22 protein-coding genes are annotated in these 24,700 nt (G+C 69.0%); 9 read left to right on the top strand and 13 right to left on the bottom strand.

Going from position 1 to position 24,700, the window contains the following annotated elements; translation table 11 throughout:
* Positions 1-67: 67 nt before the first annotated feature.
* A complete protein-coding gene (gene ndk, locus DDE23_RS04000; RefSeq protein ID WP_107750074.1) occupies positions 68-490 on the top strand; it encodes a nucleoside-diphosphate kinase in 423 nt (140 codons plus the stop codon).
* A 52-nt stretch (positions 491-542) separates the two neighbouring features.
* On the opposite strand, the gene DDE23_RS03995 is transcribed toward ndk, so the two are convergent.
* Both DDE23_RS03995 and DDE23_RS03990 read right to left on the bottom strand, forming a co-directional pair.
* Positions 543-1,025: a lytic transglycosylase domain-containing protein gene (locus DDE23_RS03995; RefSeq protein WP_107750073.1), complete on the bottom strand. Its 483-nt coding sequence runs from the start codon at positions 1,023-1,025 to the stop codon at positions 543-545.
* Positions 1,025-1,396: a TfoX/Sxy family protein gene (locus DDE23_RS03990; protein WP_107750072.1), complete on the bottom strand. Its 372-nt coding sequence runs from the start codon at positions 1,394-1,396 to the stop codon at positions 1,025-1,027. Before DDE23_RS03990 ends, DDE23_RS03995 begins: the two co-directional genes overlap by 1 nt.
* A gap of 502 nt (positions 1,397-1,898) precedes the next feature.
* Here DDE23_RS03990 and ppk2 point away from each other — a divergent pair.
* Entirely contained in the window at positions 1,899-2,777 is an 879-nt protein-coding gene (gene ppk2 / locus DDE23_RS03985; protein WP_107750071.1) for a polyphosphate kinase 2, read from the top strand.
* Here the strand turns inward: ppk2 and DDE23_RS03980 are convergent.
* Genes DDE23_RS03980 through radA form a run of 3 tightly spaced genes read right to left on the bottom strand, consistent with a single transcriptional unit; the run spans position 2,737 to position 5,312 of the window.
* Positions 2,737-3,351 carry a hypothetical protein gene (locus tag DDE23_RS03980; protein WP_107750070.1) on the bottom strand — a complete coding sequence of 205 codons (615 nt, stop codon included), beginning with the start codon at positions 3,349-3,351 and terminating at the stop codon, positions 2,737-2,739. The two genes, ppk2 and DDE23_RS03980, sit on opposite strands and share 41 nt — an antisense overlap.
* Position 3,352: 1 nt before the next feature.
* Positions 3,353-3,910: a CvpA family protein gene (locus tag DDE23_RS03975; RefSeq protein WP_107750069.1), complete on the bottom strand. Its 558-nt coding sequence runs from the start codon at positions 3,908-3,910 to the stop codon at positions 3,353-3,355.
* 43 nt (positions 3,911-3,953) lie between these two features.
* Positions 3,954-5,312: a DNA repair protein RadA gene (gene radA, locus DDE23_RS03970; RefSeq protein ID WP_107750068.1), complete on the bottom strand. Its 1,359-nt coding sequence runs from the start codon at positions 5,310-5,312 to the stop codon at positions 3,954-3,956.
* A gap of 397 nt (positions 5,313-5,709) precedes the next feature.
* Between radA and DDE23_RS03965 the strand changes: the two genes are divergently transcribed.
* From DDE23_RS03965 to DDE23_RS03955, 3 genes are all read left to right on the top strand, one after another.
* Complete coding sequence (locus DDE23_RS03965; RefSeq protein WP_107750067.1) at positions 5,710-7,725, top strand: oxidoreductase; 2,016 nt, start codon at positions 5,710-5,712, stop codon at positions 7,723-7,725.
* Positions 7,726-7,734: 9 nt separating this feature from the next.
* Complete coding sequence (locus DDE23_RS03960; protein ID WP_107750066.1) at positions 7,735-8,646, top strand: AEC family transporter; 912 nt, start codon at positions 7,735-7,737, stop codon at positions 8,644-8,646.
* Positions 8,647-8,808: 162 nt separating this feature from the next.
* Positions 8,809-9,714, top strand: a complete 906-nt coding sequence (locus tag DDE23_RS03955) for a LysR family transcriptional regulator (RefSeq protein ID WP_107750065.1) — start codon at positions 8,809-8,811, stop codon at positions 9,712-9,714.
* Positions 9,715-9,813: 99 nt separating this feature from the next.
* On the opposite strand, the gene DDE23_RS24995 is transcribed toward DDE23_RS03955, so the two are convergent.
* The 4 genes from DDE23_RS24995 to DDE23_RS03940 all read right to left on the bottom strand — a co-directional run bounded on the left by DDE23_RS24995 (position 9,814) and on the right by DDE23_RS03940 (position 14,019).
* Complete coding sequence (locus DDE23_RS24995; RefSeq protein ID WP_157957965.1) at positions 9,814-9,954, bottom strand: hypothetical protein; 141 nt, start codon at positions 9,952-9,954, stop codon at positions 9,814-9,816.
* Between the two features lie 526 nt (positions 9,955-10,480).
* Positions 10,481-11,872 carry a multicopper oxidase family protein gene (locus tag DDE23_RS03950; protein ID WP_238149887.1) on the bottom strand — a complete coding sequence of 464 codons (1,392 nt, stop codon included), beginning with the start codon at positions 11,870-11,872 and terminating at the stop codon, positions 10,481-10,483.
* A 268-nt stretch (positions 11,873-12,140) separates the two neighbouring features.
* A complete protein-coding gene (gene amaB / locus DDE23_RS03945) occupies positions 12,141-13,643 on the bottom strand; it encodes an L-piperidine-6-carboxylate dehydrogenase (RefSeq protein ID WP_107750063.1) in 1,503 nt (500 codons plus the stop codon).
* Between the two features lie 61 nt (positions 13,644-13,704).
* Positions 13,705-14,019 carry a DUF1272 domain-containing protein gene (locus tag DDE23_RS03940; RefSeq protein WP_107750062.1) on the bottom strand — a complete coding sequence of 105 codons (315 nt, stop codon included), beginning with the start codon at positions 14,017-14,019 and terminating at the stop codon, positions 13,705-13,707.
* 58 nt (positions 14,020-14,077) lie between these two features.
* On the opposite strand from DDE23_RS03940, the gene DDE23_RS03935 reads away from it, so the two are divergent.
* The 3 genes from DDE23_RS03935 (at position 14,078) to DDE23_RS03925 (ending at position 17,506) form a co-directional block, all read left to right on the top strand.
* Positions 14,078-15,031: a GlxA family transcriptional regulator gene (locus DDE23_RS03935; RefSeq protein ID WP_107750061.1), complete on the top strand. Its 954-nt coding sequence runs from the start codon at positions 14,078-14,080 to the stop codon at positions 15,029-15,031.
* Positions 15,032-15,103: 72 nt separating this feature from the next.
* Positions 15,104-15,823 carry an OB-fold-containig protein gene (locus tag DDE23_RS03930; RefSeq protein ID WP_107750060.1) on the top strand — a complete coding sequence of 240 codons (720 nt, stop codon included), beginning with the start codon at positions 15,104-15,106 and terminating at the stop codon, positions 15,821-15,823.
* A gap of 27 nt (positions 15,824-15,850) precedes the next feature.
* Positions 15,851-17,506 carry a flotillin family protein gene (locus DDE23_RS03925; RefSeq protein ID WP_107750059.1) on the top strand — a complete coding sequence of 552 codons (1,656 nt, stop codon included), beginning with the start codon at positions 15,851-15,853 and terminating at the stop codon, positions 17,504-17,506.
* 414 nt (positions 17,507-17,920) lie between these two features.
* On the opposite strand, the gene DDE23_RS03920 is transcribed toward DDE23_RS03925, so the two are convergent.
* Positions 17,921-18,625, bottom strand: coding sequence for a corrinoid protein (locus DDE23_RS03920; RefSeq protein WP_107750058.1), 705 nt, complete (start codon positions 18,623-18,625; stop codon positions 17,921-17,923).
* 157 nt (positions 18,626-18,782) lie between these two features.
* Between DDE23_RS03920 and DDE23_RS03915 the strand changes: the two genes are divergently transcribed.
* Entirely contained in the window at positions 18,783-19,880 is a 1,098-nt protein-coding gene (locus DDE23_RS03915) for a PA0069 family radical SAM protein (RefSeq protein WP_107750057.1), read from the top strand.
* A 73-nt stretch (positions 19,881-19,953) separates the two neighbouring features.
* Here the strand turns inward: DDE23_RS03915 and DDE23_RS03910 are convergent, their stop codons facing one another.
* The 3 genes from DDE23_RS03910 to DDE23_RS03900 form a co-directional block, all read right to left on the bottom strand.
* Positions 19,954-20,226, bottom strand: coding sequence for a glycine zipper 2TM domain-containing protein (locus DDE23_RS03910; RefSeq protein WP_107750056.1), 273 nt, complete (start codon positions 20,224-20,226; stop codon positions 19,954-19,956).
* Between the two features lie 158 nt (positions 20,227-20,384).
* Positions 20,385-21,416, bottom strand: a complete 1,032-nt coding sequence (locus DDE23_RS03905; RefSeq protein WP_107750055.1) for an LLM class flavin-dependent oxidoreductase — start codon at positions 21,414-21,416, stop codon at positions 20,385-20,387.
* An 81-nt stretch (positions 21,417-21,497) separates the two neighbouring features.
* Positions 21,498-24,692, bottom strand: a complete 3,195-nt coding sequence (locus DDE23_RS03900) for a 4Fe-4S dicluster domain-containing protein (RefSeq protein WP_107750054.1) — start codon at positions 24,690-24,692, stop codon at positions 21,498-21,500.
* Positions 24,693-24,700 lie beyond the last annotated feature (8 nt).

Here is a 24,700-nt window from a genome sequence, read left to right as displayed (position 1 = left end):
CGGGCCTGATTTCATCCGTCCACCGGCGGCCGGGCACGGGGCCCGCCGCGCATCCAGAGAGACCAAAATGGCCATCGAACGCACGCTGTCGATCATCAAGCCCGACGCGACCAACCGCAACCTGACCGGCAAGATCAACGCCAAGTTCGAGGACGCGGGCCTGCGCATCGTCGCGCAGAAGCGCATCCACCTGTCGCTGGCCCAGGCCGGCAAATTCTACGAAGTGCACAAGGACCGCCCCTTCTATGGCGAATTGTGCGAATTCATGGCCTCGGCTCCGGTCGTGGTGCAGGTTCTGGAAGGCGAAGGCGCCATTGCCAAGAACCGCGACGTGATGGGCGCCACCAACCCGGCCAACGCGGCCGAGGGCACCATCCGCAAGGAATTCGCCCTCTCGGTCGGCGAGAACTCGGTCCACGGTTCGGACGCGCCGGAAACCGCGGCTCAGGAAATCGCTTATTTCTTCTCGGGGCTGGAACTGGTCGGCTGACCTGTTGCCGGGACGCGATTGACGAAGGGCGGGGATTTCCCCGCCCTTTTCGTTATCGGCAGCGCCGATTGGTCTCGCGTTGCGCCAGCCCGGTTTCGACCAGCAGGCAGCGGTCGCGGGCGTCGTAGTAATAGCCCCGCGCATAGAACATGACGGCGCGGTCCATGTCGCCCTCGGACAGGATCCAGGCGCCGCGCAGATAGCGTCCGGCGTAGCGCAGGTTCACTTCCGGGTTCAGCAATTCCTGAGGCTCGCCCCGGAAGCCCATGGTGCGCGCGGTCTGCGGCAGGATCTGCATCAGCCCCCAATAGGGCCCGTTGCGGGCATCGGCCCGGTAATCGGATTCGCGCTGGATCACCCGGTGCAGCAGCGCCTCGGGGATCTCCAGCTCGTCGGCGGCGCGGCGGATATGGACCCGCATCTGCGGGGTCTCGCCGGGATAGAGGCGCGAGGGCACGTCGGGCACCGGATCATGGCCGCCGCCGCAGGCGGACAGAAACAGGGTCAGGGCTGTCAGGGCCGCAGTCAGACGCATCATCCGTTCCTTGCCGGTTTGGCGGCTCGCCGTCTGGGGCCCGCCGGGTCGATCACGCCGATCTCATCGAGGATCGCCTCGATCCCTTCAATCCCCCCCTTGGCGCCATGCGCGGCTTTCAGCGCATCGAACCGCAAGCGCAGCGCGTCCTTCTCGGCGCCCTTGCAATCGTTCCAGGGGCGGCCCTGCAAGGCCATGTGCAGGACGTAATAGCCGATGAAATGCGGCCGCTCGCCCGAGTCCAGCAGGCGCTGATAGGCGGCATCGGCGCCGAGGCTGCGCAGCGTCTCTGCATCCGGAATACCGGCGCGGATCATCGCCTCTTCCGAGGCGGGACCGAGGTTGGGAATCGAGGAAATCGGGGTCGCCATGCGCCCGACCCTGACCCCAAGGGGCCGGATTTGGCAAGGGTCGGCGCAGGGCCTGTGCAAATGTCTGATTTATCGCAGCGAGCGCCGGATTCCGGCGGTTTCCGGACGCGGGACGCGCGGGCCTCCTGGGGCTTGCTGCGGCGCGGCACCGTCGGACATTCGCGCAAGGGAGGGCGAAGCCCCGCAATCCCTGCTGCGGCGCGACATCGCTGCCGGCTTGGGGTCGCGGCGCCCGCCCGGCCACGCAATATTTATGTCATACATTTATGAATCTCAGGCTATTAGGGCGAAACCCTGAGAAAAATCGCTCCTGAGCCAGGTGAGGCGCCCTTCGTCCTTCATGGAGGGTCTTCAGGCCAAGATCGCCCCGCCACCCGTCCGGGGACCGATGCACTTCCGAACTCATAATGTCAGGCTTTTGAATGTCTGACATGAAATTCCACAAATCCGCTTGTCCGCCCGTTTCCCCCGCCCTAGCCTGAGGAAAACCCCGGAGAAAGCCATGGATCTTCCCTTCGACGGCGCCATCTCGCGCTATTACGAATCCGAGGCGCCCGAGGCGGTGCGCAAGGCCGTCGCCGAGGGCGGCAAGAAGGACATCCTGACCGAGGGCTTCCCCTATGAACGCTGGATGAAATCGGCGGAATACGAGGAGCGGATGAAGCCCCTCCAGGTCGAGCTGGTGAAGTTCCAGCGCTGGGTCGAGGCCACCGGCCAGCGCGTCGTCGTCATCTTCGAGGGCCGCGACACGGCGGGCAAGTCGGGCGCCATCAAGCGGGTGAGCGAGAACCTCAACCCGCGCGGCGCCCCTGTCGTGGCGCTGCCCAAACCCACCGACCGCGAGCGCACGCAATGGTATTTCCAGCGCTACATCGCCCAGATGCCCGCGGCGGGCGAGATCGCGCTGCTGGACCGGTCGTGGTACAACCGCGGCGTGGTCGAGAAGGTCTTCGGCTTCTGCTCGGAGGCCGAGCGCGCGCATTTCTTCGGCCAGCTTCCGGGGTTCGAACAGGCGCTGGTCGATGACGGGATCCGGCTGATCAAGCTGTGGTTCAACGTCGGCCAGGCCGAACAGCTGCGCCGCATGCTGGAACGCGAGAAGCATGTCCTCAAGCAATGGAAACTCTCGTCCATCGACGTGAAGGGCCTGTCGAAATGGGACGCCTACACCGAGGCGATCGGCGAGACCTTTGCCCGCTCGGATTTCCCCTATGCGCCCTGGACGGTGATCCGCGGCGACGACAAATACCGCGCGCGGCTGGCCGCGGTGCAGCGGGTGCTCAGGGATTTCGACTATGACCGCAAGGATCCCGAGGCCATCAGCGCCCCGGATCCGAAGATCATCGGCGGTGTGGACCTGTGGCCGGGACACGCAGACTGACCGGCAGACCGGCAGGCGGTGGCGCGTCCGAGGCCCAGATCAGGGGCCCCTGCCCGGCCAGCGCCGCCCCCGTGGCGTGATCGCCCTGCAGCATCGCCAGCCCGGCGCCCGCTACCGGCCCCAGCGCCCGGATCAGCGCATGGGCCGAGGCCGCGGCGCCCGGCGCGGGCTTCCACAGCATCCCTTGACCGGCCCCGGCGATCAGCAGCCCCGCGACCCGCGACAGCGGCACCGAGGTGGCGGTGACCAGGACCGCGGGACCGGCGAAGGGCAGCGCCCAATCCTCGGGCTCGGAGACGGGATCGTCCATCACCTCATAGGCCCGCAAGGCCCGGAGCAGCGGCGCGCTTGCGGCATAGGCGGCGCGGAGCGCCCCGACCTCGGCCCCGGCGGGGCGCAACCCCGCCCGGGCCCGCGCCACATCCCCCGCCTCGGCGCAGGCGAGCCGGGCCATCGGCAGGCCCGGCACGCCGATCAGCCGACCCGAAAGGGGCGCCATCCAGCGCCCGCCCAGATAGAGCACGAAAAGCCGTTCGCTCAGTTCAGCCCGGAAATCGGCGGCCGCGCCTTCCACCTCAATTGGCGGTGCAGCTCGAGGTCAGTTCCTCGTAACGGGCGACGATCCAGTTCGGCGCATCCTCGGGCAGGTTCTCGGTGATCGAGGCCTCGACCCGCGAGAAAAGCGCGATGGAGCGGGAATTGTCGATCATCGGCACCGTGCCCGCAGGCACCGCGCGCTGGAAGACGATCAGCGCTACGGCGATCAGCAGGATGCCCCGCAAGACGCCGAAGAAGAACCCGAGCCCCTGATCGATCCCGCCCAGCGCCGAGTTGCGGATCAGGCTGGAGAACAGCGGCGTGAACAGCGCCATCACCACCAGCATCACGGCAAAGACCGCGGCAAAGGCGGCGATGATGGTCAATTCGCAGGAATCGCCCAGGATGTCGCCGACATAGGGGATCTCGCGCACCAGCGGCTCGACCGTCGGCGCCAGCACGAAGGCGGCGATGGCGGCGACGACCCAGCCGGCGATGGCCAGCAACTCGCGCACCAGACCCCGCGAATAGGCCAGGATCGCCGAGACGACGATGACCAGCGCAACGGCCGCATCGACCAGGGTGAAAGTATCCATTCCTACCGCTCCCTCGGGCCTCGACCCGTCTTCCGTCGGCGCATCAGCCCGCGCCAAAAACCTCGCCCACGAACCCGGTCAGGTCCGCCATCTCGCGCAAGCTGACGCCCGCGCCGGGGCCCGGCTTGCCGCCCTTGGGCAGCATGGCCGTGGTGAAACCAAGTTTCGCCGCCTCTTTCAACCTGTTTTCGCTCTGCGCCACCGGACGGAGCGCACCGGATAGCGAGATTTCACCGAAGACGACGCAATCGGCGGGCAGCGCCACATCCTCGCGCGCGCTGAGAAGGGCGGCGGCGACGGCCAGATCGGCGGCGGGCTCGCTGACCCGCATGCCGCCCGCCACGTTCAGGAAGACATCGAGCCCGGCAAAGGGAATGCCGCAGCGCGCCTCCAACACGGCCAGGATGGTGGAAAGCCGCCCGCCATCGAGCCCGACCACCGTGCGGCGCGGATTGGACAGCGGCGAGGGCGCGACCAGGGCCTGGATCTCGGTCAGCATCGGCCGCGTGCCCTCGATCCCCGCGAAGACCACCGAGCCCGCGGCGGGCTGGCCGCGCTCGGACAGAAACAGCGCCGAGGGGTTCGGCACCTCGGCCAGCCCCGCCCCGGTCATCTCGAACACGCCGATCTCGTCGGCCGGGCCAAAGCGGTTCTTGACCGCGCGCAGGATGCGGAACTGGTGGCCGCGCTCGCCCTCGAAATAAAGGACGCAATCGACCATATGCTCGATCACCCGGGGCCCGGCGATCTGGCCGTCCTTGGTGACATGGCCGACCAGGATGACACTGATGCCGCGCCGCTTGGCCAGCGTGACCAGCTCATGCGAGGCGGCGCGCAGCTGGGTGACGGAACCGGGCGCCGAGTCGACGCTGTCCAGCCACATGGTCTGGATCGAATCGATCACCACCAGATCCGGGCGCTCAGCGTCGAGCGTGGTCAGGATGTCGCGCAGATTGGTCTCGGCGCCCAGCCGGACGGGCGCGTCGCCCAGACCCAGCCGTTGCGCCCGCATGCGCACCTGCGCTGCGGCCTCCTCGCCGGAAATATAGAGCGTCTTCAAGCCCCTGCGGGCGAAGGCCGCGACGCTTTGCAAGAGGAGCGTGGATTTGCCGATGCCGGGGTCCCCGCCCACCAGAATGGCCGAGGCCGGAACCAGCCCGCCCCCCAGCACCCGGTCGAATTCGGCGATCCCCGAGAGCGAGCGCGGCGGCGGCGGTTCCTCGGTGTCGAGCGCGCTCAGGGTGATGGCGCGGCCCTTGGCCAGCGGCCCCTTGGGCCCCGAGGCGACCGGCGCCTCCTCATGGATCGAATTCCAGGCGCCACAGGCATCGCACCGCCCGCTCCATTTGCGATGGGCAGCGCCGCATTCGGCGCAGACGAACTGGGCAGAGATCTTGGCCATCCTGCCTTATCCCCCAGCCCGAAAACCCGCGCAACCCGTCCCGTCGCGCGGGTGGCGAGGCCGGGGGGCCAGCCCCCCGGACCCCCCGGGATATTTGACGCGCAAAGATGAAGGCTAACGACTCTCCAAGACCCATCTTTGCGCCTCAAATATCCACGGGGATTTTCAAGGGGGGCGTGCCCCCCTTGAAGCAGGGGGTGCGGGGGGCGGCAGCCCCCCGCCCTTTGCATTCTCTGGGGGCGGCAGCCCCCCGCCCTTTGCATCCTCTGGGGGCGGCGGCTGCCCGCCTCCGGTCGCCCGAGGCACGAGGGCGAAATCGCCTGACGCAAGGTTTCGGATGACAAAGCCTCAGCCGCGGCTAGGGTGGCCGCACGTCGCCAGACCGGAGGAGATGCCGATGTCCAGCCCCTATCCCCTGATGCTCGCCCCGCTCGATCTGGGCTTCACCACCTTGAAGAACCGGGTGCTCATGGGCTCCATGCATTCGGGGCTGGAGGAGCGCGGCGACTGGCCCCGGGTGGCCGCCTATTACGCCGAACGGGCGCGCGGCGGCGTGGGGCTGATCGTCACCGGCGGCATGGCGCCGAACCCCGAGGGCGGGGTGTTCCCGGGCGCGGCCGGGCTCTACACGCCGCAGGACATCGCCAATCACCGGCTGGTCACCGATGCGGTCCATGCCGAGGGCGGCAAGATCGCCATGCAGATCCTGCACGCCGGGCGCTATGCCTATGGCAAGGATTGCGTCTCCTCCTCGGCGGTCAAATCGCCGATCAGCCCCTTCGTGCCGAAGGAGCTGGACGAAGACGGCATCGAAAAGCAGATCGCCGATTTCGTCACCGCCGCCGTGCGCGCCCGCGAGGCGGGTTATGACGGCGTCGAGGTGATGGGGTCCGAGGGCTATTTCCTCAATCAATTCCTCAGCCTGCATGTCAACCAGCGGAATGACCGCTGGGGCGGCAGCTATGAGAACCGGATGCGTCTGCCGGTCGAGGTGGTGCGCCGGGTGCGCGAGGCCGTGGGCCCCGATTTCATCATCATCTACCGCATCTCGCTGTTGGATCTGGTGCCGAACGGTCAGAGCTTCGACGAGATCGTGCGGCTGGCGCAGGCCATCGAGGCCGCCGGGGCCACGATCCTCAACACCGGGATTGGCTGGCACGAGGCCCGGGTGCCGACCATCGCCACCTCCGTTCCGCGCGCGGGCTTCGCCTGGGTCACGAAGAAGCTGATGGGCAAGGTCGGCATCCCGCTCATCACCTCGAACCGGATCAACAACCCCGATACGGCCGAGCAGGTGCTGAAGGACGGTTGCGCCGACATGATCTCGATGGCGCGGCCCTTCCTGGCCGATGCCGATTTCGTCGCCAAGGCGGCGGCGGGCAAGGCCGCGACCATTGCCCCCTGCATCGGCTGCAATCAGGCCTGCCTGGACCATACCTTCAGCGGCAAGATCTCGACCTGTCTGGTCAACCCGCGCGCCTGCCACGAGACCGAACTCACCTACACCCCGACCGAGGCCCCGCAGAATATCGCCGTGGTGGGCGCGGGTCCGGCCGGGCTGATGGCGGCGCTGGTCGCCGATCAGCGCGGCCACAAGGTGACGCTCTTCGAGAAGGACAGCGGGCTGGGCGGGCAGCTGAACATGGCGCGCGTCATCCCGGGCAAGGAGGAATTCCACGGCCTCGTCGCCTGGTTCGAGACGATGGTCGCGGGCTCGGGGATCACCCTGCGCCTGGGCACCGAGGCCACGCCCGAGGCGCTTGCCCCCTTCGATCAGGTGATCGTGGCGACCGGCGTCACGCCGCGCGATCCGGGCATCCCCGGGCAGGACGGCGCCAATGTCCTGAATTACATCGACGTGCTGCGGGGCAAGGCGCCGGTCGGCAAGCGTGTGGCCGTGGTGGGCGCTGGCGGCATCGGCTTTGACGTGGCCGAATACGTCACGCATCAGGGCGTCTCGCCCACGCTCGACACCGCCGAATGGCGCAAGGAATGGGGCGTCGGCGATCCCTCCGAGGTGCCGGGCGGCCTGCTCGAGCCCGAGCCCCCTGCCCCGGCCCGCGCCGTGACGCTGTTGCAGCGCAAGGCCGAGAAGCCCGGCAAGCGTCTGGGCAAGACCACCGGCTGGATCCACCGCGCCAGCCTGCAGGCGCGGGGCGTGAAGATGCTGGGCGGCGTCAGCTACGAGGCGATCACGCCCGAGGGCATGATCCTCGGCACGCCCTCGGGCCCGCAGGAACTGGCGGTGGATACCGTCATCCTCTGCGCCGGGCAGGAATCGAACCGCGGGCTCGCCGACCGTCTGGAAGCGGCGGGCAAAACCGTGCATGTGATCGGCGGGGCGGATCTGGCCGCTGAACTCGACGCCAAGCGGGCCATCGACCAGGGGGCGCGGCTGGCGGCGCAACTGTAAGGAATTGCGATGGTCGTCGCGGCCGTTCTTGCCGGCCTGATCCCCAGCTTCCTGCTGGTGGGACTGGGCGGCCTGCTGCGCAAGCGGCTGTCCGAGAACGCCTGGACCGGCCTCGACCGGCTGAATTTCGAGATCCTGTTTCCGGCGCTGCTGTTCACCGCCGCCGCCAGCCGGCCGATGGATCTGGGCCGGGTGGCGGTGATCGGCCCCTCGGTCTGGGCGATCCTGACGCTGGGTCTGGTCGCGGGCTATGCCGCGCGGCGCTTCGGCCCGCCGCGGTTTCTGGATTTCGCCGGCAGCTGGCAGACCGCCTGGCGCTTCAACACCGCCATGGGCTTCGTCGCCGTCGCTACGCTGAGCCTGGCCGATGCCGGGATGATGGCGGTGGTCGCGGGGATGGCGGTGCCGCTGGCCAATATCTTTGCCGTCGGCGCCCTGTCGCGGGGCGGAGGGCTGGGGCTTTGGGCCACGGTCCGGCGGGTGGCGCTGAACCCGTTCCTGCTGGCCTCGGTCGGGGGCGTGCTGGTCGGCATCAGCGGCTGGACCCCGCCGGGGCTGATTCTGGCGCCGCTGCTTCTGCTGGCGCAGGCGGCGATTCCCGTGGCGCTGCTGTCGGTCGGCGCGACGATGGACTGGCGGGCGCTGGGGCGGATGGATGCCTTCAGCGCGGTGCTGGTGGGGGTGAAGCTGCTGCTGCTGCCGGCGGTCACGCTGGGCACCTGCCTCGGCCTCGGAGCCGACCCCGCGCTGACCCAGGTGCTGACCATGTTCGCGGCGCTTCCCACCGCCTCGGCCGCGCATGTTCTGGCCTCGGCTTTCGGCGCCGACCGGATGCGGGCGGCCACCGTGGTGGCGCAATCGACGCTGCTGTCGGCGCTCACGCTGCCGCTGTGGATTTCGCTGGTTGAATTCTTGACCTGACGGACACAATCGCCGCGCCAGGGCGCGACAATCCTAGAATCTCGTGAAAATTGTTCTGAATTTCCAGACAATTGTCCCACCAATACCCCGGGTACGCCCAGATCGCGCCGCAATTGAGGTGTGTAACGGAAACATCGAAACAGTCTGGGTTACGGGTGAAACATGGACCGTCTGACCGAAATGGAAGCCTTTGCCACGGTGGTCGACCAGGGGGGATTCACCGATGCGGCGCGGAAGATGGGGATCTCGAAATCCGCCGTCTCCAAGCACGTCTCGTCGCTGGAAGCGCGCCTCGGCGCCCGCCTTCTGAACCGCACGACGCGCCGGGTCAGCCCGACCGAGATCGGCCTCGTCTATTACGACCGCGCCCGCCGGGTGCTGAACGACGCGGGTGAAGCCGACAGCATCGTAACCGCCATGCAATCGGCCCCCTCGGGCGTGCTGCGCATGTCGGTCGCCACCGATTTCGGCGTCAGCCTGCTGTCGCCGGTACTGGACGAATTCCTGACCGAATTCCCGGAAATCAGCGTCAACATGGTGCTGAAGAACCGCTATGTGGAGCTGATTTCCGAAGGCTTCGACATGTCGATCCGGGTGGGCGAGATGGAGGACAGCTCGCTGCGCGCCCGCAAGATCACCGAGACGACGCAGCGCCTGATCGCCGCGCCGCGCTATTTCAAGGCCCATGGCCGCCCCGCCCGGATCGACGATCTGAACGAACACCGGCTGTTGCATTACTCCAACCAGGCCAGCGCCAACGTCTGGAAGATCACCGCCCCCTCGGGCGAGGTTCGTCAGGTGCGCGGCACCGGCTGGCTGACGGTCAACGACGGGCAATCGCTGCTCAATGCCGCCGTGAAGGGCCTCGGCATCGCCTATCTGCCGAGCTTCCTGTACCACGACGCCATGGCGCAGGGCCTGGTCGAGGATGTGATCCCCGATCTGCCGCCGACCACGCTGGGCATCTATGCGGTCTATCCGCCCGGGCGCTTCACGCAGCCCAAGGTGCGGGCCTTCATCGATTTCCTGGTCGAGCGTTTCGCCGACAAGGGCCCCGATATCTGGTGAGTTTCCTGCTCTGACCTTGTTCCCTCAGGTCGGAGGATCGACTTGGCCGGCCGAAGGGCCGGCCATTTTTCGTTGCGCGAGCGGGGCTCGCCAGAGGGCTTACTTCTTGCCGCCCTTGACCGGGGCGTCGCCGCCCTTGCCGGTGCCGAGCGGCGTGACCGAGCCCTTGTCGACGCTGCCGCCGCTGGCCGGGGTGAGGCCGCCGCTCGAGCCCTTGCCGCCCTTGATATCCTTGCTCATACCGTTGATTCCTTTGTGCTAATGGGTTCTCGCCGATCACGCGGACCGGGGCCGGTCGAAAGAAGGACCCGACCGCATCAGCCTAGCGCAATCGGCGGGCGGGTCAAAAGCAAAGAGCGACGGGGCGGAGAAAAGCCCGGCACCCCGGACCCCGCCACGCAAAAGCCCGGCACCTGGGGGTGCCGGGCAGGTCATTCCTCAATCGCGGGCCTGCGCGTGACGCGCCCCCGCATGGCCTCACTTCTTGCCGCCGGTGCCCTTGACGGGCGCCGCACCCTTGGCCGGTGCGCCCTTGGCCGGAGCCCCTTTGCCGGTGCCTTTGGGATCTGCCTTCTTGGTGTCAGCCATCTCCGCTCCTCCTGTGCGGAACCCCTCTGCCCGGCGGGGATATCCCGCACGGGGGGAGGGCATGGGCCGCAGCGCGGCCCGTGACACCGACGATATACCCGGCGCTGATTCCGTCAATAGATCCAGTACACTGATGCCCCGCGCCCGGGGGAAATCCGCCACCCCCCGCGCGCGCGCCTCAGGCCACGCGCAGATAGGCGGTGAGGCCGGTTTTCTGATGCTCGATCACGTGGCAATGGAAGGCCCAGTCACCGGGATTGTCGGCGACCAGCGCCACCTCCATCGTCTCCTCGGCCAGCAGCATGGCGGTATCGACCCAATTGCCCGAAACCTCCCGCCGGTTCGAGCGCAGCGGCTTGAAGACCATGCCGTGCAGGTGGATCGGGTGGTCGTTGGGGCTCTCGTTCCTGAGCCTGAGGATATAGGTCTGCCCCAGCCGCAGCTCGGCCAAAGGCCCGGTGCCCGAGGCATCGCCCGGCCAGGCCACCCGGTTGATCGACCAGAAGGTATAGCCGAGCGAGCCGCAGAAACCGTCATTGACCGGCGCGTCGCTGGGCGACCAGCCGAACACGAAATCCAGCACCTCGGCCTGGGCGAGGTCGGGCTCGGGCAGCGGATTGGCGGCGAGGGGCGCAAGGTCGCCCAGATCGTGGCGCAGATCCGCCCCGACCGCGCGCAGCCTCAGCAGCACCCGCGGCCCGCCCGGCTGGTCGTTCTGCAATACCAGTTCCGCCCCCTCCTGCCCCGGCGCCCGGATCGCCAGATCGACCCGCTGGCCGCAACCCAGCACGAGCGGCGCCTCGGGACCGGGCCAGAGCACCGGGTCGATCACCGGATGCCCGTCCAGCGCGATCACCCGCCCCTCGGCCCCCGGCATCTGCAAGCGGTAAACGCGCGTCGTGTCGGTCGCCGCCAGCCTGAACCGCACCAGCCCCCCGGCGGGCACGTCATAGACCGGCTCGGAGGCCCAGTTGGCGGTCATCAGCGTCCCAAACGTGCCGTTCCGCGCCGCGCCGCGGGCGGTGTAGAGGTCGATGAACTGGCTGTCCTCGCCCAGCCGCCAGTCGCGCAGATTGACCGGCAGGTCGAGGTCGAAGCGCGGGTCGCGCTCGTCCTCGACGATCAGAAGGCCGGTCAGGCCCTTGGCCATCTGCTCCATAGTGGTGCAATGCGGGTGATACCAGAAGGTCCCGGCGTCCTGCGGCGTGAAGTCATAGACATAGCGGTCGCCCTGCCCCAGCGGCACCTGGGTCAGGTAGGGCACGCCATCCATGACATTGGGCAACCTGAGACCATGCCAGTGCATCGAGGTATAGGCGTCGAGCGTGTTCAGCACCTCGGCCCGGAACGGCTGGCCGCGGCTGAGGCGCAGGACCGGTGGCGGGGCGTCGGGCGAGAGGCTGACCATGCCCTCGGTCGGGGTGGCCTCCAGCGCGTAGCGGGCGTTCTGGATGGTCAGCGCCAGAGGCTCGGCCCGCGCCTGCCGCCCGAGGCTCAGCCCGCCCAACAGCGAGAGACCGGCGAGGCCCGAGGTGGCGAGGAACTGGCGGCGATGCATGAGGCTGCTCATGGCGCGACTCCCGGTGTTACCCGAGTCTTTCTATCAGAGTTGTGCGGTGAAGCGAGATCCGCCGATGTCGCACCCCGGGGGCCAGAGGGGCGGGGGGACGGAGGGAGGGGGGCCGTCTGCCCCCCTCTTCGCCTGACGGCTGTCCGGCCCGGCGCTTGCGCGCCGGGCGTTCGGGCCTGACGAGGCGCCACCGGCGCCTTGTCCGGGCGGCCCTCACCCCCGAGGATATTTAGAGCGCAAAGATGCGCGGATTGACGATGGCAATCCCTCAGACGTCGAACTTCACGCCCTGCGCCAGCGGCAGGCTGGCCGAGTAGTTCACCGTATTGGTGGCGCGGCGCATATAGCCCTTCCAGGCGTCCGAGCCCGATTCGCGCCCGCCGCCCGTTTCCTTCTCGCCGCCGAAAGCGCCGCCGATCTCGGCGCCCGAGGGGCCGATGTTGACATTGGCGATGCCGCAATCGGAACGCTGCAGGAAATCCTCGGCCTCGCGCAGGTTCAGGGTGAAGATGCAGGACGACAGCCCCTGCGGGACGCCGTTTTGCAGGGCAATCGCCTCGTCCAGCGTCTCGTAGCCCATGACATAGAGGATGGGGGCAAAGGTTTCCTCGCGCACCACCGCCGTCTGGGCGGGCATCTCGACGATCGCCGGTTCGACATAGGCGCCGCCTTGCGGGGCATTGGTCGCGGCCTTGCCGCCGTGGACGATGCCGCCCTCGGCCTTGGCCTGTTCCAGCGCCGCCTGCATCCGGGCCCGGGCACCGGCGTCGATCAGGGGCCCGACCAGCGTGGTGCCCTTGCGGGGGTCGCCCACCGGCAGGCTGGCATAGGCGCGGGTCAGGCGTTCGACCAGTTGCTCGCGGATCGAATGATGGGCGATCAGGCGGCGCAGCGAGGTGCAGCGCTGCCCGGCGGTGCCGACGGCCGAGAAGACGATGGCGCGCACCGCCATGTCGAGGTCGGCCGAGGGCGCCACGATCATCGCGTTATTGCCGCCCAGTTCCAGGATCGAGCGGCCGAAACGCTTGGCCACCTCGGGCCCGACGATGCGGCCCATGCGGGTGGAGCCGGTGGCCGAGACGATCGGCACCTCGGCCGAGGCGGTCAGCGCCGCGCCCAGCTCGGCGCCGCCGATCACCACCTGCATCAGCCCCTCGGGCGCGTCGCCGAAGCGGGCCAGCGCGCGCTCGAAGATCCTGGCGCAGGCCAGCGCGGTCAGGGGCGTCTTTTCCGAGGGTTTCCAGATCACCGAATCGCCGCAGACCAAGGCCAGCGCCGCGTTCCAGGACCAGACGGCCACGGGGAAGTTGAAGGCGGTGATGACGGCGCAGGGGCCCATCGGGTGCCATGTCTCGCGCATCACATGGCCGGGGCGTTCCGAGGCGATGGTCAGCCCGTAAAGCTGGCGCGAAAGGCCGGTCGCGAAGTCGCAGATGTCGATCATCTCCTGCACCTCGCCCAGACCCTCGGAGACGATCTTGCCCGCCTCCAGCGTGACCAGCGCGCCGAGTGCGTCTTTCGAGGCGCGCAACTCCTCGCCCAGCAGGCGGACCAGCTCGCCCCGGCGCGGGGCCGAAACCGTCTTCCAGGCGGCGAAGGCGGTTTGCGAGCGGGCAATCACGGCGTGCATCTCGGCGGCCGGGGTCTCGGCCAGGCGGGCGATTTCGGCCCCGTCGATGGGGCTGTGGACGGCCAGCGTGCCGCCGTTGAGCGTGGCGGCATCGAGGCCGCAGGCGGCGAGGATCTCGGCGGCGGCGGAAAGGTCGGTCATGGGAAATCTCCGGGTCTTTGCGGCCCGGAGGATAGGCGCCCGGGCGCCCGGGCGAAAGGGGTCACCGCTGGTCAGGGGCGACGCTGGCAAGGCGGTGGACCATCTCGGCGATCTGCGCGGCGCTCCAGGGCGAATGGTGGCGGCGGGTCGCGGCGGGGTGATGGCCGAGGCCCAGCGCCTTGCCCTCGCGGTGGTTGCGGCGGGGACGGATCGGGCGCGGCTGGAAATTGCCGCCGCAGGTGGGGCAGACATTGTGCAGCAGGTTCTCGGCGCACTCGGCGCAATAGGTGCATTCATAGCTGCAGATCCGGGCCTCGGCCGTATCGGGCGGCAGGTCGCGGTCGCAGAATTCGCAATTGGGGCGCAGGTCGAGCATGGGGCCTCCTTTCTCTGCCCCCTTGATGGCAGGGGACAGGCTTGGCAGAAATGACAAGATGCCCTCCGATTCCGCCACCATCGCCTTCCTGCTGTTTCCCGCCACCAAACTTCTGGATGTGGCCGGGCCCCTGCAGGTCTTTGCCGATGCGCGGCCCGGCTACCGGGTGGTGCTGACCTCGGCCGCGGGCGGGCGGATCGTCACCGATACCGGCGTGGCGCTGGAGACACTGCCGCTGGCGGGCGCCGGGCCCATCGACACGCTGATCGTCTCGGGCGGGGATGCGGCGCGGGGCGCGGCGGCGGATCCCGCGCTGCAGGCGGCACTGGCGCAGGCGGTGCCGGGGCTGCGGCGGCTGGCCTCGGTCTGTGTCGGCGCCTTCGTACTGGCGGCGGGCGGCTGGCTGGACGGGCGGCGGGCGGTCACGCATTGGGAATATTGCGACCGGCTGGCAGCGGGCTGGCCCGGGATCACGGTCGAGCCCGACGCGATCTTCTCCGAGGACCGGGGCGTCTGGACCTCGGCCGGGGTGACGGCGGGGATCGACATGGCGCTGGCCATGGTCGAGGCCGACCACGGCCGGGCCGAGGCGCTGCGGCTGGCGCGCGACATGGTGCTCTACCTCAAGCGGCCCGGCGGGCAGCGGCAGTTCAGCCAGCCGCTGCGGCAGCAAATCGCGGCCCGGGACGGCCGGTTCGAGGGGCTGACGGCCTGGATCGCCGACCATCTGTCCGGGGACCTGTCGGTGCCGGTGCTGGCGGCGCGGGCGGGCATGTCCGAGCGCAGTTTCGCCCGGATCTTCCGGCAGGTGACAGGCCTGCCCCCGGCCCGCTATGTCGAGGAAGCGCGGGTCGAGGCCGCGGCAGAGGCGCTGGCCCGGGGCGAGATCACCCGCAAGCAGGCGGTGGCGGCCTTTGGCTTCGGGCAGGAGGAACGCATGCGGCGGGCCTTTCACCGCTGCAAGGGGGTGGCGCCCGCCGACTGGATGGCACGATTCGGCACGAAACCTTGAGCGAAAGGCCGCTTGTACCGCGGCTGCGAGCGCCTATTCTGGGGCTCCGTCCGCATGACGAAGGGGTCGCCGATGCTTGAGGTCCTTCTTTCCGGGGCCATGGCGCCCTTCACCGCCGCGCTGGGGCTGCTGCTGGGGCTGCTGGTGCTGGAACTGGTGATGGGGCTGATGGGGGGCTCGCTCTTGGGCGGCGGGGCCGAGGGGCTGGATGCGCCCGAAATCGACATGCCCGAAGTCGACGCGCCTGAAATCGACGCGCCAGAGCTAGACCTGCCGGAAGCCGAACTGCCCGAAATCGACGGGTTCGAACCCGCCGCGGTCGAGGCGCCGGCCATCTCGGGCGTGGCCTCGGTCCTTGGCCTCGGCCGGACGCCGTTCATGATCTGGCTCGCCTCGGCGCTGCTGGGCTTCGGCGCGGGCGGCATGGCGCTGCAGAGCCTGGCCGAGGGCCTGACCGGCAGCCCCCTGCCCGCCTGGCTGGCGGCGATCCCGGCGCTGCTGGCGGGCTGGGGCGTGGCGCGGGGCTTTGGCGGTATCTTCGCCCGGCTGGTCCCCCGGGACGAGACGCAATCGGTCAGCGAGACGCAGCTCGGCCGCCGCCGGGGCATCATCACCCAGGGCACCGCCGCGCGCGGCCGCCCGGCCGAGGTGCGGGTCACCGACCGCCACGGCAATCCCCATTACCTGCGCGCCGAACCGCTCGAGGATGCGGCGCAACTTGCCCAGGGCACCGAAGTTCTGGTGCTGCGTGACCACCGGCGCGGCCTCTACCGGCTGATGCCGCTTGAATAAGCCCTTCTCATTGAACGGAGTTCTTTCATGGCTTTCACATCCCTGCTGACGCTGGTCGGCGCTGTTCTGGTCTTTCTCATCCTGCTGGCCCTGGTCCTGGGCCGCCTCTACCGCCGCGCCACGCGCGAGGTGAGCCTGGTCAAGACCGGGGCGGGCGGCAAACGGGTCATCATGGATGGCGGCACCATCGTCATCCCGCTGCTGCACGAGGTGAACCGGGTCAACATGAAGACCCTGCGGCTGGAGGTGAAGCGCGACAACGAGGCGGCGCTCATCACCAAGGACCGGATGCGGGTCGATGTCGGCGTGGAATTCTACGTCTCGGTCAGCCCCACCGACGAGGGGATCGCCCGCGCCGCCCAGACATTGGGCGCGCGGACCTTTGACGTCGACCAGCTGCGCGAGATGATCGAGGGCAAGCTGATCGACGGGTTGCGCTCGGTCGCGGCCCGGATGACCATGGACGAATTGCACGAAAGCCGGGCCGATTTCGTGCAGGAAGTGCAGAATGCGGTGTCCGAGGATCTGCTGAAGAACGGGCTGTCGCTGGAATCCGTCTCGCTGACGGCGCTGGACCAGACCCCGTTCGCAGCGCTTGATGAGAACAACGCCTTCAACGCGGTGGGCATGCGGCGGCTGGCCGAGGTGATCGCCACCTCGAAGAAGGAACGCGCCCAGATCGACGCCGACGCCGAGGTCTCGGTCCGCCGGGCGGCGATGGAGGCGCAGCGCCACAAGCTGCTGATCGAGCAGGACGAGGAACAGGCCCGCATCGAGCAGGCGCAGCGCATCGCCACGCTGAAGGCCGCACAGGAGGCGCAGATCGCCACCGACAACGAGAATTCGGCCCGCGAACGCGAGCGCGCCCGGATCGCCCGTGAAGAGGCCATCCGCTCGCGCGAGATCGAGCGCGAGCGCACGCTGCGCGAGGCCGAGATCGCCAAGGAGCGCGAGCTGGAAGTGGCCGATCAGGAGCGCCAGATCATCGTCGCCAAGAAATCCGAGGAGGAAAGCCGCGCCCGCGCCTCGGCCGATCTGGCCCGGGCCGAAGCGACCAAGGCGATGGAGGCGGTGACGACGGCGCGGCAGGTGGCCGAGGCCGAGCGCGTCAAGCAGATCGCCCTGATCGACGCCCAGCGCGAGGCCGAGCGCGAAGCGACCCGCATCCGCCTGGCCGCCCAGGCCGAGCGGGACGCGGCCCAGGACCGGGCCGAGGCGCGGCGCGAGGAAGCCCGCGCCGAGGCCGACGCCATCGCCATCCGCGCCGAGGCCAAGAAGACCGACATGCTGGCCGAAGCCGAGGGCAAGCGGGCGATCACCGAGGCCGACAACGCGATTTCGCCCGCGATCGTGGCGATGAAGGTGGATCTGGCGCGGCTCGAGGCCTTCCCCTCGATCATGGCGCAGATGGTGAAGCCGGTGGAGAAGATCGACTCGATCAAGATCCATTACGTCGGCGGGCTGGGCGGCCCGGGCGGTGGCGGCGGCGGCGCTGGCGGGGCGCCGGGCGAGAAGCCGGTGGTCAATCAGGCACTCGATTCGATCATGGGCATGGCGGTGCAGATGCCCGCGCTGCGCAAGCTCGGCGAGGAGCTGGGCCTGTCGATGGAGGGCGGTCTGGCAGGGATGGCAGAGGGCGCACTGGGCGCCAGACCCGTGCCCCCGGCGGCCGGGACCGAGTGAGGGAAGCGGGGGTTGCTCGCCCCCGGAGGACGTAAACGCGGGGGCGCTGCCGCCCCCAGTGGACGCGAAGGGCGGGGGGCTGTCGCCCCAAGTGGACGCAAAGGGCGGGGGGCTGCCGCCCCCAGTGGACGCAAAGGGCGGGGGGCTGCCGCCCCCAGTGGACGCAAAGGGCGGGGGGCTGCCGCCCCCCGCACCCCCTGCCCAAAGGGGGGCACGCCCCCCTTTGGAAACCCCGTGGATATTTGGAGAACAAAGATGGTTTCGGGGGATCGTCGAGCGATCTAATTGTCCCTCGCCTGGCCCGGGAGCGGCGCGGCAGGGGGGCGGGGTGATCGGGGCGCGCGACAGGAAAGGGCCCCTGCCGATGGCAGAGGCCCCCTGTCCCGTTCGAGGACGCGCCCCGTTTTAGGGCTCTCAGGCGCGCGCGGCGCCCTGATTGTGTTTGCGCGCGACCAGCGCCTTGGCGGTCTCGACCGCCACCGCCGCATCCCGGCAATAGGCGTCGGCGCCGATGGCGCGGCCGAATTCCTCGTTCAGGGGCGCGCCGCCGACGAGGATGATGTATTCCTCGCGCATGCCGCGTTCTTTCAGGGTGTCGATGACCACCTTCATATAGGGCATCGTCGTGGTCAGCAGGGCCGACATGCCGATGATGTCGGCGCCTTCGGCCACCGCGGTATCGAGGTATTTCTCGACCGGGTTGTTGATGCCCAGATCCACCACCTCGAAGCCCGCGCCCTCCATCATCATGCCGACGAGGTTCTTGCCGATGTCATGGATGTCGCCCTTGACGGTGCCGATCACCATCTTACCCATGCGGGGCGCGCCGGTTTCGGCCAGCAGCGGCTTCAGGATCGACATGCCCGCCTTCATCGCGTTCGCCGCCAGCAGCACCTCGGGGACGAAGAGGATCCCGTCGCGGAAGTCGTGGCCGACGATGGTCATGCCGGCGACCAGCGCCTTGGTCAGCACGTCATAGGGCGTCCAGCCGCGTTCCAGCAGCAGGTTGACGCCTTCCTCGATCTCGTCCTTCAAGCCGTCGTAGAGGTCGTCCATCATCTGGGCGACGAGTTCCTCGTCGTTCAGTTCGGACAGGATGATGTCGTCGTCCTCGGCCATGGCGGGGTCTCCGGATAGAGGTCTCTGGATCCGTAGATGCGGCAGGAAGCGGGCGGCAACTGATCCATTCCCGACATGCCCCGGATAAAAGACGACAGCAAGCTCAGGTTTCCATCCGGGACTTGAAAATTGTTCATGTTATGTTCAAGTTTGATTCATGCCGCCGCGCTCGCCCCCCCTGCCCCCGACCGATCCCTCCTTGCGCGCGCCCGCGCGGGGCACGCTGGCGCAGCCCGCGCCGCGGTATGACAGCGAGGTCCGCGCCTGGGAGCATGACGGCTGGGACCTGCCCGAGGAGGAGCATCTCAGGCGCCGCGAGGTCAGCGTCGAGCGGCCGCGCTCGGTCATCGCCTGGAACCAGTCGCCGGATCTGGGCTTCGACCGGGCGGTCAATTCCTACCGCGGTTGCGAGCATGGCTGCATCTATTGCTACGCCCGGCCGAGCCACGCCTATCTGGGCCTGTCGCCGGGGCTCGATTTCGAGACGAAGCTCATCGCCCGGCCCGATGCCGCCCGGGTGCTGGAGAAGGAGCTGGCGCGCAAATCCTATGTCGTGCGGCCGATGGGGCTGGGCACCAACACCGATCCCTGGCAGCCGATCGAGGCGCAATACCGCGTGACGCGCGCGGTGCTGGAGGTGCTGTGGAACTGGCGCCATCCGGTCAGCATCACCACCCGCGGCGCGCTGATCGAGCGCGATATCGACCTGCTGGGCCCGATGGCGGCCGAGGGGCTGACCGAGGTCGGGATCAGCGTGACGACGCTGGACGCGGGGCTCGCCCGGGCGATGGAACCGCGCGCGCCCTCGCCGGCCCGGCGGCTGGCGATGATCCGGGCGCTTTCGGCCGCCGGGGTGCCGGTACGGCTGATGATGGGGCCGGTGATCCCGGGGCTGACCGATCACGAGATCGAGGCGCTGATGGACGCCGGGCGCGAGGCGGGCGCGAAGACGGCCTGGTACGCGCTGCTCAGGCTGCCGCGCGAGGTCTCGCCGCTGTTTCAGGACTGGCTGGCGCGGCACCGGCCCAACCATGCGGGCAAGGTCATGAAACTGCTGCGCGAGATGCGGGGCGGGCGCGACAATGACCCCGATTTCCACAGCCGCTTCCGGGGCGAAGGCCCCTATGCCGATCTGCTGCGCGCCCGGGTCGTCGCCGCGCGGCGCCGCCTGGGCTATGCCCAGACCCTGCCCGCGCTCGATTGCGGCAAGTTCCGCCCGCCGCCGCGGCCGGGCGATCAGCTCAGCCTGTTCTGAGGGGCCAAAAGCCGCGGGCGGGCTCCCGAAGGAACCCGCCCGTTGCCCGTTTCCGATACTGCGACCCGAGGGATCAGACGCAGGGACCGGTGTAATAGGTGCCGTCGCCGTTCGAATAGGCGCATTGGCCGCTGGCGGTGTTGCGCGCAACCAGCGCGCCCGCGGCGGCGCCGCCAAGCGCCGCGACCACGGTCCAGTTGGGGTTGGCGTCAAAGGCATCGGCGAGAATCAGACCGCCCGCAGCGCCGGCGAGACCGCCGACCACGGTGCGTTCGTTCTGGGACATGGTGCAGGCCCCGAGCGCCAGGCTGGCGGTAGCGACGGTGGCGAGGATCACGGATTTCATGAAAAGGTCTCCTGTTGGGTTCCGGCGAAATAACGCGCGGTCCCGCGAGAGGTTCCATGTTCCGGGCGAAAAATGAAGGCACGCCCGCGTGAAGCGGCGAAATACCGCTCAGGCGGTCCCGGCCGCGCCCGATGCACGGCCGGGTTGAGGGGCGGGCCTCAGCCCTCGGACAGCATGTCCTTGACCATGGGGATCACCTGCTCACCGTAAAGCCGCAGCGCCTCCATGTTCTGCTCATGCGGCACGGGGCCGGTGGTGTATTTCAGATCGAAGCGCTGCACACCCAAGCCCTTGACCGCGCGGACGATCTTGCGGGCGACCGTCTCGGGCGAGCCGACGAAGAGCGCGCCATGGGCGACCTCGGCCAGATAGCGGTCCTTGGTCGTGGGCGGCCAGCCGCGCTCGCGCCCGATGCGGCCGAACATCGCCTGGTAATGCGGCCAGAGCGTTTCGCGCGCTTCCTCGTCGGTGGCGGCGACGAAACCCGGGGAATGCACGCCGATCGGCTTCGCCTCGGTCCCGAACTGGGCGACGGCGCGGTGGTAGAGTTCGACATAAGGTTTGAAGCGCAGGGGATCGCCGCCGATGATCGCCAGCATCAGCTGCAGATCCTGCCGGGCCACGCGCACCACCGATTCCGGGCTGCCGCCGACGCCGACCCAGGTGGTCATCGGCTGGCCGAGGCGCGGATAGACCGTCGCGTTCCTGAGTGCCGTGCGGGTCTTGCCCTGCCAGGTCACGCTTTCCTCGCGCAGGAGGCGGGCGAAGATGTCGAGCTTCTCCTCGAAGAGCTGGTCGTAATCGTTCATGTCATAGCCGAAGAGCGGATAGCTCTCGGTAAAGCTGCCGCGGCCGAGGATCGGCTCGGCCCGCCCGTTCGACACCGCGTTCAGCGTGGAGAACCGCTGGAACACCCGCACCGGGTCATCGGTCGACAGGATCGTGACGGCCGTCCCCAGCTTGATGCGCTTGGTGCGGCCGGCGATGGCGCCCAGCACGATCTCGGGCGCCGAGATGGCGAAATCGTCGCGGTGATGCTCGCCGAGGCCGATGAAGTCGATGCCGAGTTCGTCGGCATAGGCCGCTTCCTCGACCACGTCGCGCAGCACCTGGTCCATGGGTTTCGGCTGGCCGTCGGCGCCGGTGCTGATGTCGCCGAAGGTGTCGAGGCCGAGGGAAATGTCGCTCATTGAGAACTCCTGTTTGCCCTCAGCTAAGCGCGCGTGGCCTTTCCGTAAAGGCGCGCGGGCGCAAGCATCCTGTGCAGGGGTTCACAGATCGAGTGTCAGCACCCCCGCCGCATCCCGGGCCCGCGAGCAGCACAGGATCACCCGGTTTTCGCGCTCCTTCGCCGACAGCACATAGTCGCGGTGCTCGATCCCCTCGGGCGTCTGGTGCGTGACGGCGCAGACGCCGCAGATCCCGTCCGAGCATTTGGTGGGGATCGTGATGCCCACCGCCGCCAGCGCCTCGGTCGCCGATTGGTCGGCGGCGACGGGCACGTCGCGCCTCGATTGGGTCAGGCGCAGGGTGAAGGGGTGGTTCACCCAGTCGGGCGCCTCGGGCACGGCGAAATATTCGCGGGACAGCGCGTCCTCGGGCCAGCCCTGCGCCCGGGCCGTGTCGAAAACGCCGTCCATGAACCCGCCCCCGCCGCAGGTGTAGAGCTTGGCGCCCGGGGTATAGGGCGGGATCAGCGTGGCGAGGTCCACCCGCGGCCCGTCGGTCTTCACATGGGTCTGGGCGTGCCCGGCCCAGGGCGCGGCGGCGATTTCGGCCCCGAAGGGCGCCGTGCCGCGCGCAAGGTAATGCAGGCGGAAATCCCGGCCCAGAGCGTGCAGCCGGTGAGCCATGGTCAGCATCGGCGTGACCCCGATCCCGCCGCCGATCAGCAGGGTGAAGGGCGCGGCCTCGTCCAGCGGGAAGAGGTTCGAGGGCGGGGTGACGAACACCCGCCGCCCCTCGCGGAACACCCGGTGGATCAGCAGCGAGCCGCCCCGCCCGGCGGCCTCTTTCTGGATGCCGAGGACGTATTTCGTGCTGTCGGCGGGGTTCCCGGCCAGCGAATAATCGCGCTGATATTCCGGCGCGATCATCAGGGCGACATGGGCCCCCGCCTCGAAGGGCGGCAAGGGCTGGCCATCGGCGCGGGTCAGTTCGAACCGCATCGTGTCGTCGCTGAGGTCCTCGCGCCGGGCGATCAACACGGGGAAGACCGGCGGCGCCTCGGGCGGCCTTGTCCCCGGCACCAGCCCCTCGGTCTGGCCCCTCGCCAGCCGGTTGCGGTATTCCTCGGGCGTCAGCATGGCGCGGTAGCGGGCGATCCCCTCCTCGCGGTTCAGGGGCTGGGTGATCGGGAAGGGCTGCGGCATGACATCGGCCGGGTAAACCGCCAGCGTCTGGTCCTCATACTTCAGGTCCAGATCGCGGTTGAGGTCCCGCCGGTTGGTCTGCGCCGCGGGGACGTACCGCTTGCCGGCCTTGTCCAGTTCGATGTCCCACCACCAGGCCTTGACCGGGTTGATCGCCCCGCGCCCTAGCCGGTCGTCCAGCGCCGCCAGCGCCTTGGCCGAGCCCGGCGCGTTCATCGCCAGCCAGCGGAACGGCGCCTCGGCGAAGAGGCCCTGCAGGTTCCACGGGCAGGTCTTCATGCAGCGCCCGCACATGCCGCCCGCCTGGTTGGTGATCCGGTAGCGGGCGCATTTCTCGGCGTCGGATTTCCAGATCTCGTAGCCGTTGTACATCAGCTTCGGCCCGGCGGTGATCGCGCCCGAGGGGCATTCCCGCGCGCATTTGTTGCAGGCATTGCAGAAGGTCTGGAGGCCGAAGTCGATGGGCTTGTCGGCGGCCATCGGCATGTCGGTGGTGACGCTGCCGGATTTCAGGCGCGGCCCGAGGTAGGGGTTCAGGATCACCTCGCCGATCCGGCTGACTTCGCCGAGGCCGGACAGCAGCAGCAGCGGCGGTTGCAGCACGTCGCCGTCCAGCACCGAATGCACCCGCGCCGAATAGCCCAGCCGCCGGATCTGCTCCGCCACCACGCCGCCCAAGAGCGAGAACCTGAGATAGGCCCGCATCGACTGCGCGACGCTGATCCAGTCGTCGCCCGAGGCGCCTTCCATCGTCTCGTGCCCCTGGTCGAAGAGCATGTTGACGGCGTTCCGGTGGTAGGGCTGAAGCGCCTCGCCCGCCGAGTTATGCGAGTAATAGGCCCAGTCCGGCACGGCGCAGAGCCCCACCGCATCGGCGCTGAGGTAATAGCCCGCCGCTTTCAGATTCTCTGCATTTCTTTCGGGATCGGGGGCGGATTCCGGCCCGCGGGCATCCCCGAACTGCAACAAAAGCAACGCACCCAGTGCCCGGCGCGCACAGGCCCCGATCGGCGACTTGGCGACATAGCGCCCGCCCTTGGCCCCCTCCTGCACCGATTTCCCCATGTCGCCGTAAAGCGCCCGGGCGAAGAAATCCGCCCGTTTGGGGAAGCGCGGGACACGGGCATGGTCGATCAGCGTGGTCGGTTCCTCGACCCGTTTCAGCCGCTCGAACGGGTACGGCCCCTTGCGGAATTCCCGATGGGCGAAAGGCTCGGCGGTGGCCGCCCGCCGGGGGGCGGCGGCGCCGCTCCACCAGCCCGGCCCGTGGCTGCGCGCGCTGCGCCCGTCGCCGTCGAGCGGCTGATCGGGCGCCAGCTCCAGCGTCGTCGTCACCGCTGCCAACCCGTAGCGCGTGCCCAGATAGGGGCTGACCGCCGCGCCCCCGTCCACGAAGGCCAGCCCCGACGAGACCGCCAGCCGCGGCAGATCCACCTCGGAGGTCGACATGGAATGCGCCCGCGCCTCGTGCCCCAGCATCCTGAGATAGGACGACAGCACCACCGCCGTGTTGTTGGCCAGAAGCGCCGCACGCTCGGCCTGCGTGCCGTGCAGCCAGTCGCAGCCGGGCTCGCCCTGCCCCGGATCGCGGGTATAGCCCACGGCGATCAGCAGGGCGAAGCGGTGATGCGTGACCGGCCCGTGCGGCGAGCGCGCGGCGTCCAGAATATCGGCATAGATCGCGTCGATCCCGGCGGCATGGGTCTTGGGCTGGCCGCGCTCCAGCTCTTCCCGTAGCGCGTCGATCATCGGGTTGCGATGCGGCTCGGGCAGGTGGTGGGCGGGCTCCAGCCGGCACACGCCCATCATCGAGGCGTCGAAGTAATAGCCCGCGGCCTTCAGGTGGTTCGACCGCTCCACCGGGTCGTCCGGGATGCCCGCCGCCTCATGCACCACCGGCCCCTGCCGCACCGTGTCGAACATGGTCTGATAGCGCGCCATGGCATGGGCCAGCGAATGCGGGTCGGGATGATCGAAGCGCAGCGGCTGCGAGAAGGGCAAGCCCTCCAGCGACACGCCGCCCCCGCGCCGCAACCGCTCCAGCGGAAAGGGGCCGAGGTGGACGGGACGGTCGGCATGGGCAAAGAGCGGCATCGCGGGAC

The organism is Pararhodobacter aggregans (assembly GCF_003075525.1).
Taxonomy (GTDB): domain Bacteria; phylum Pseudomonadota; class Alphaproteobacteria; order Rhodobacterales; family Rhodobacteraceae; genus Pararhodobacter; species Pararhodobacter aggregans.
This window is presented reverse-complemented; position numbering and strand designations above follow the sequence as displayed.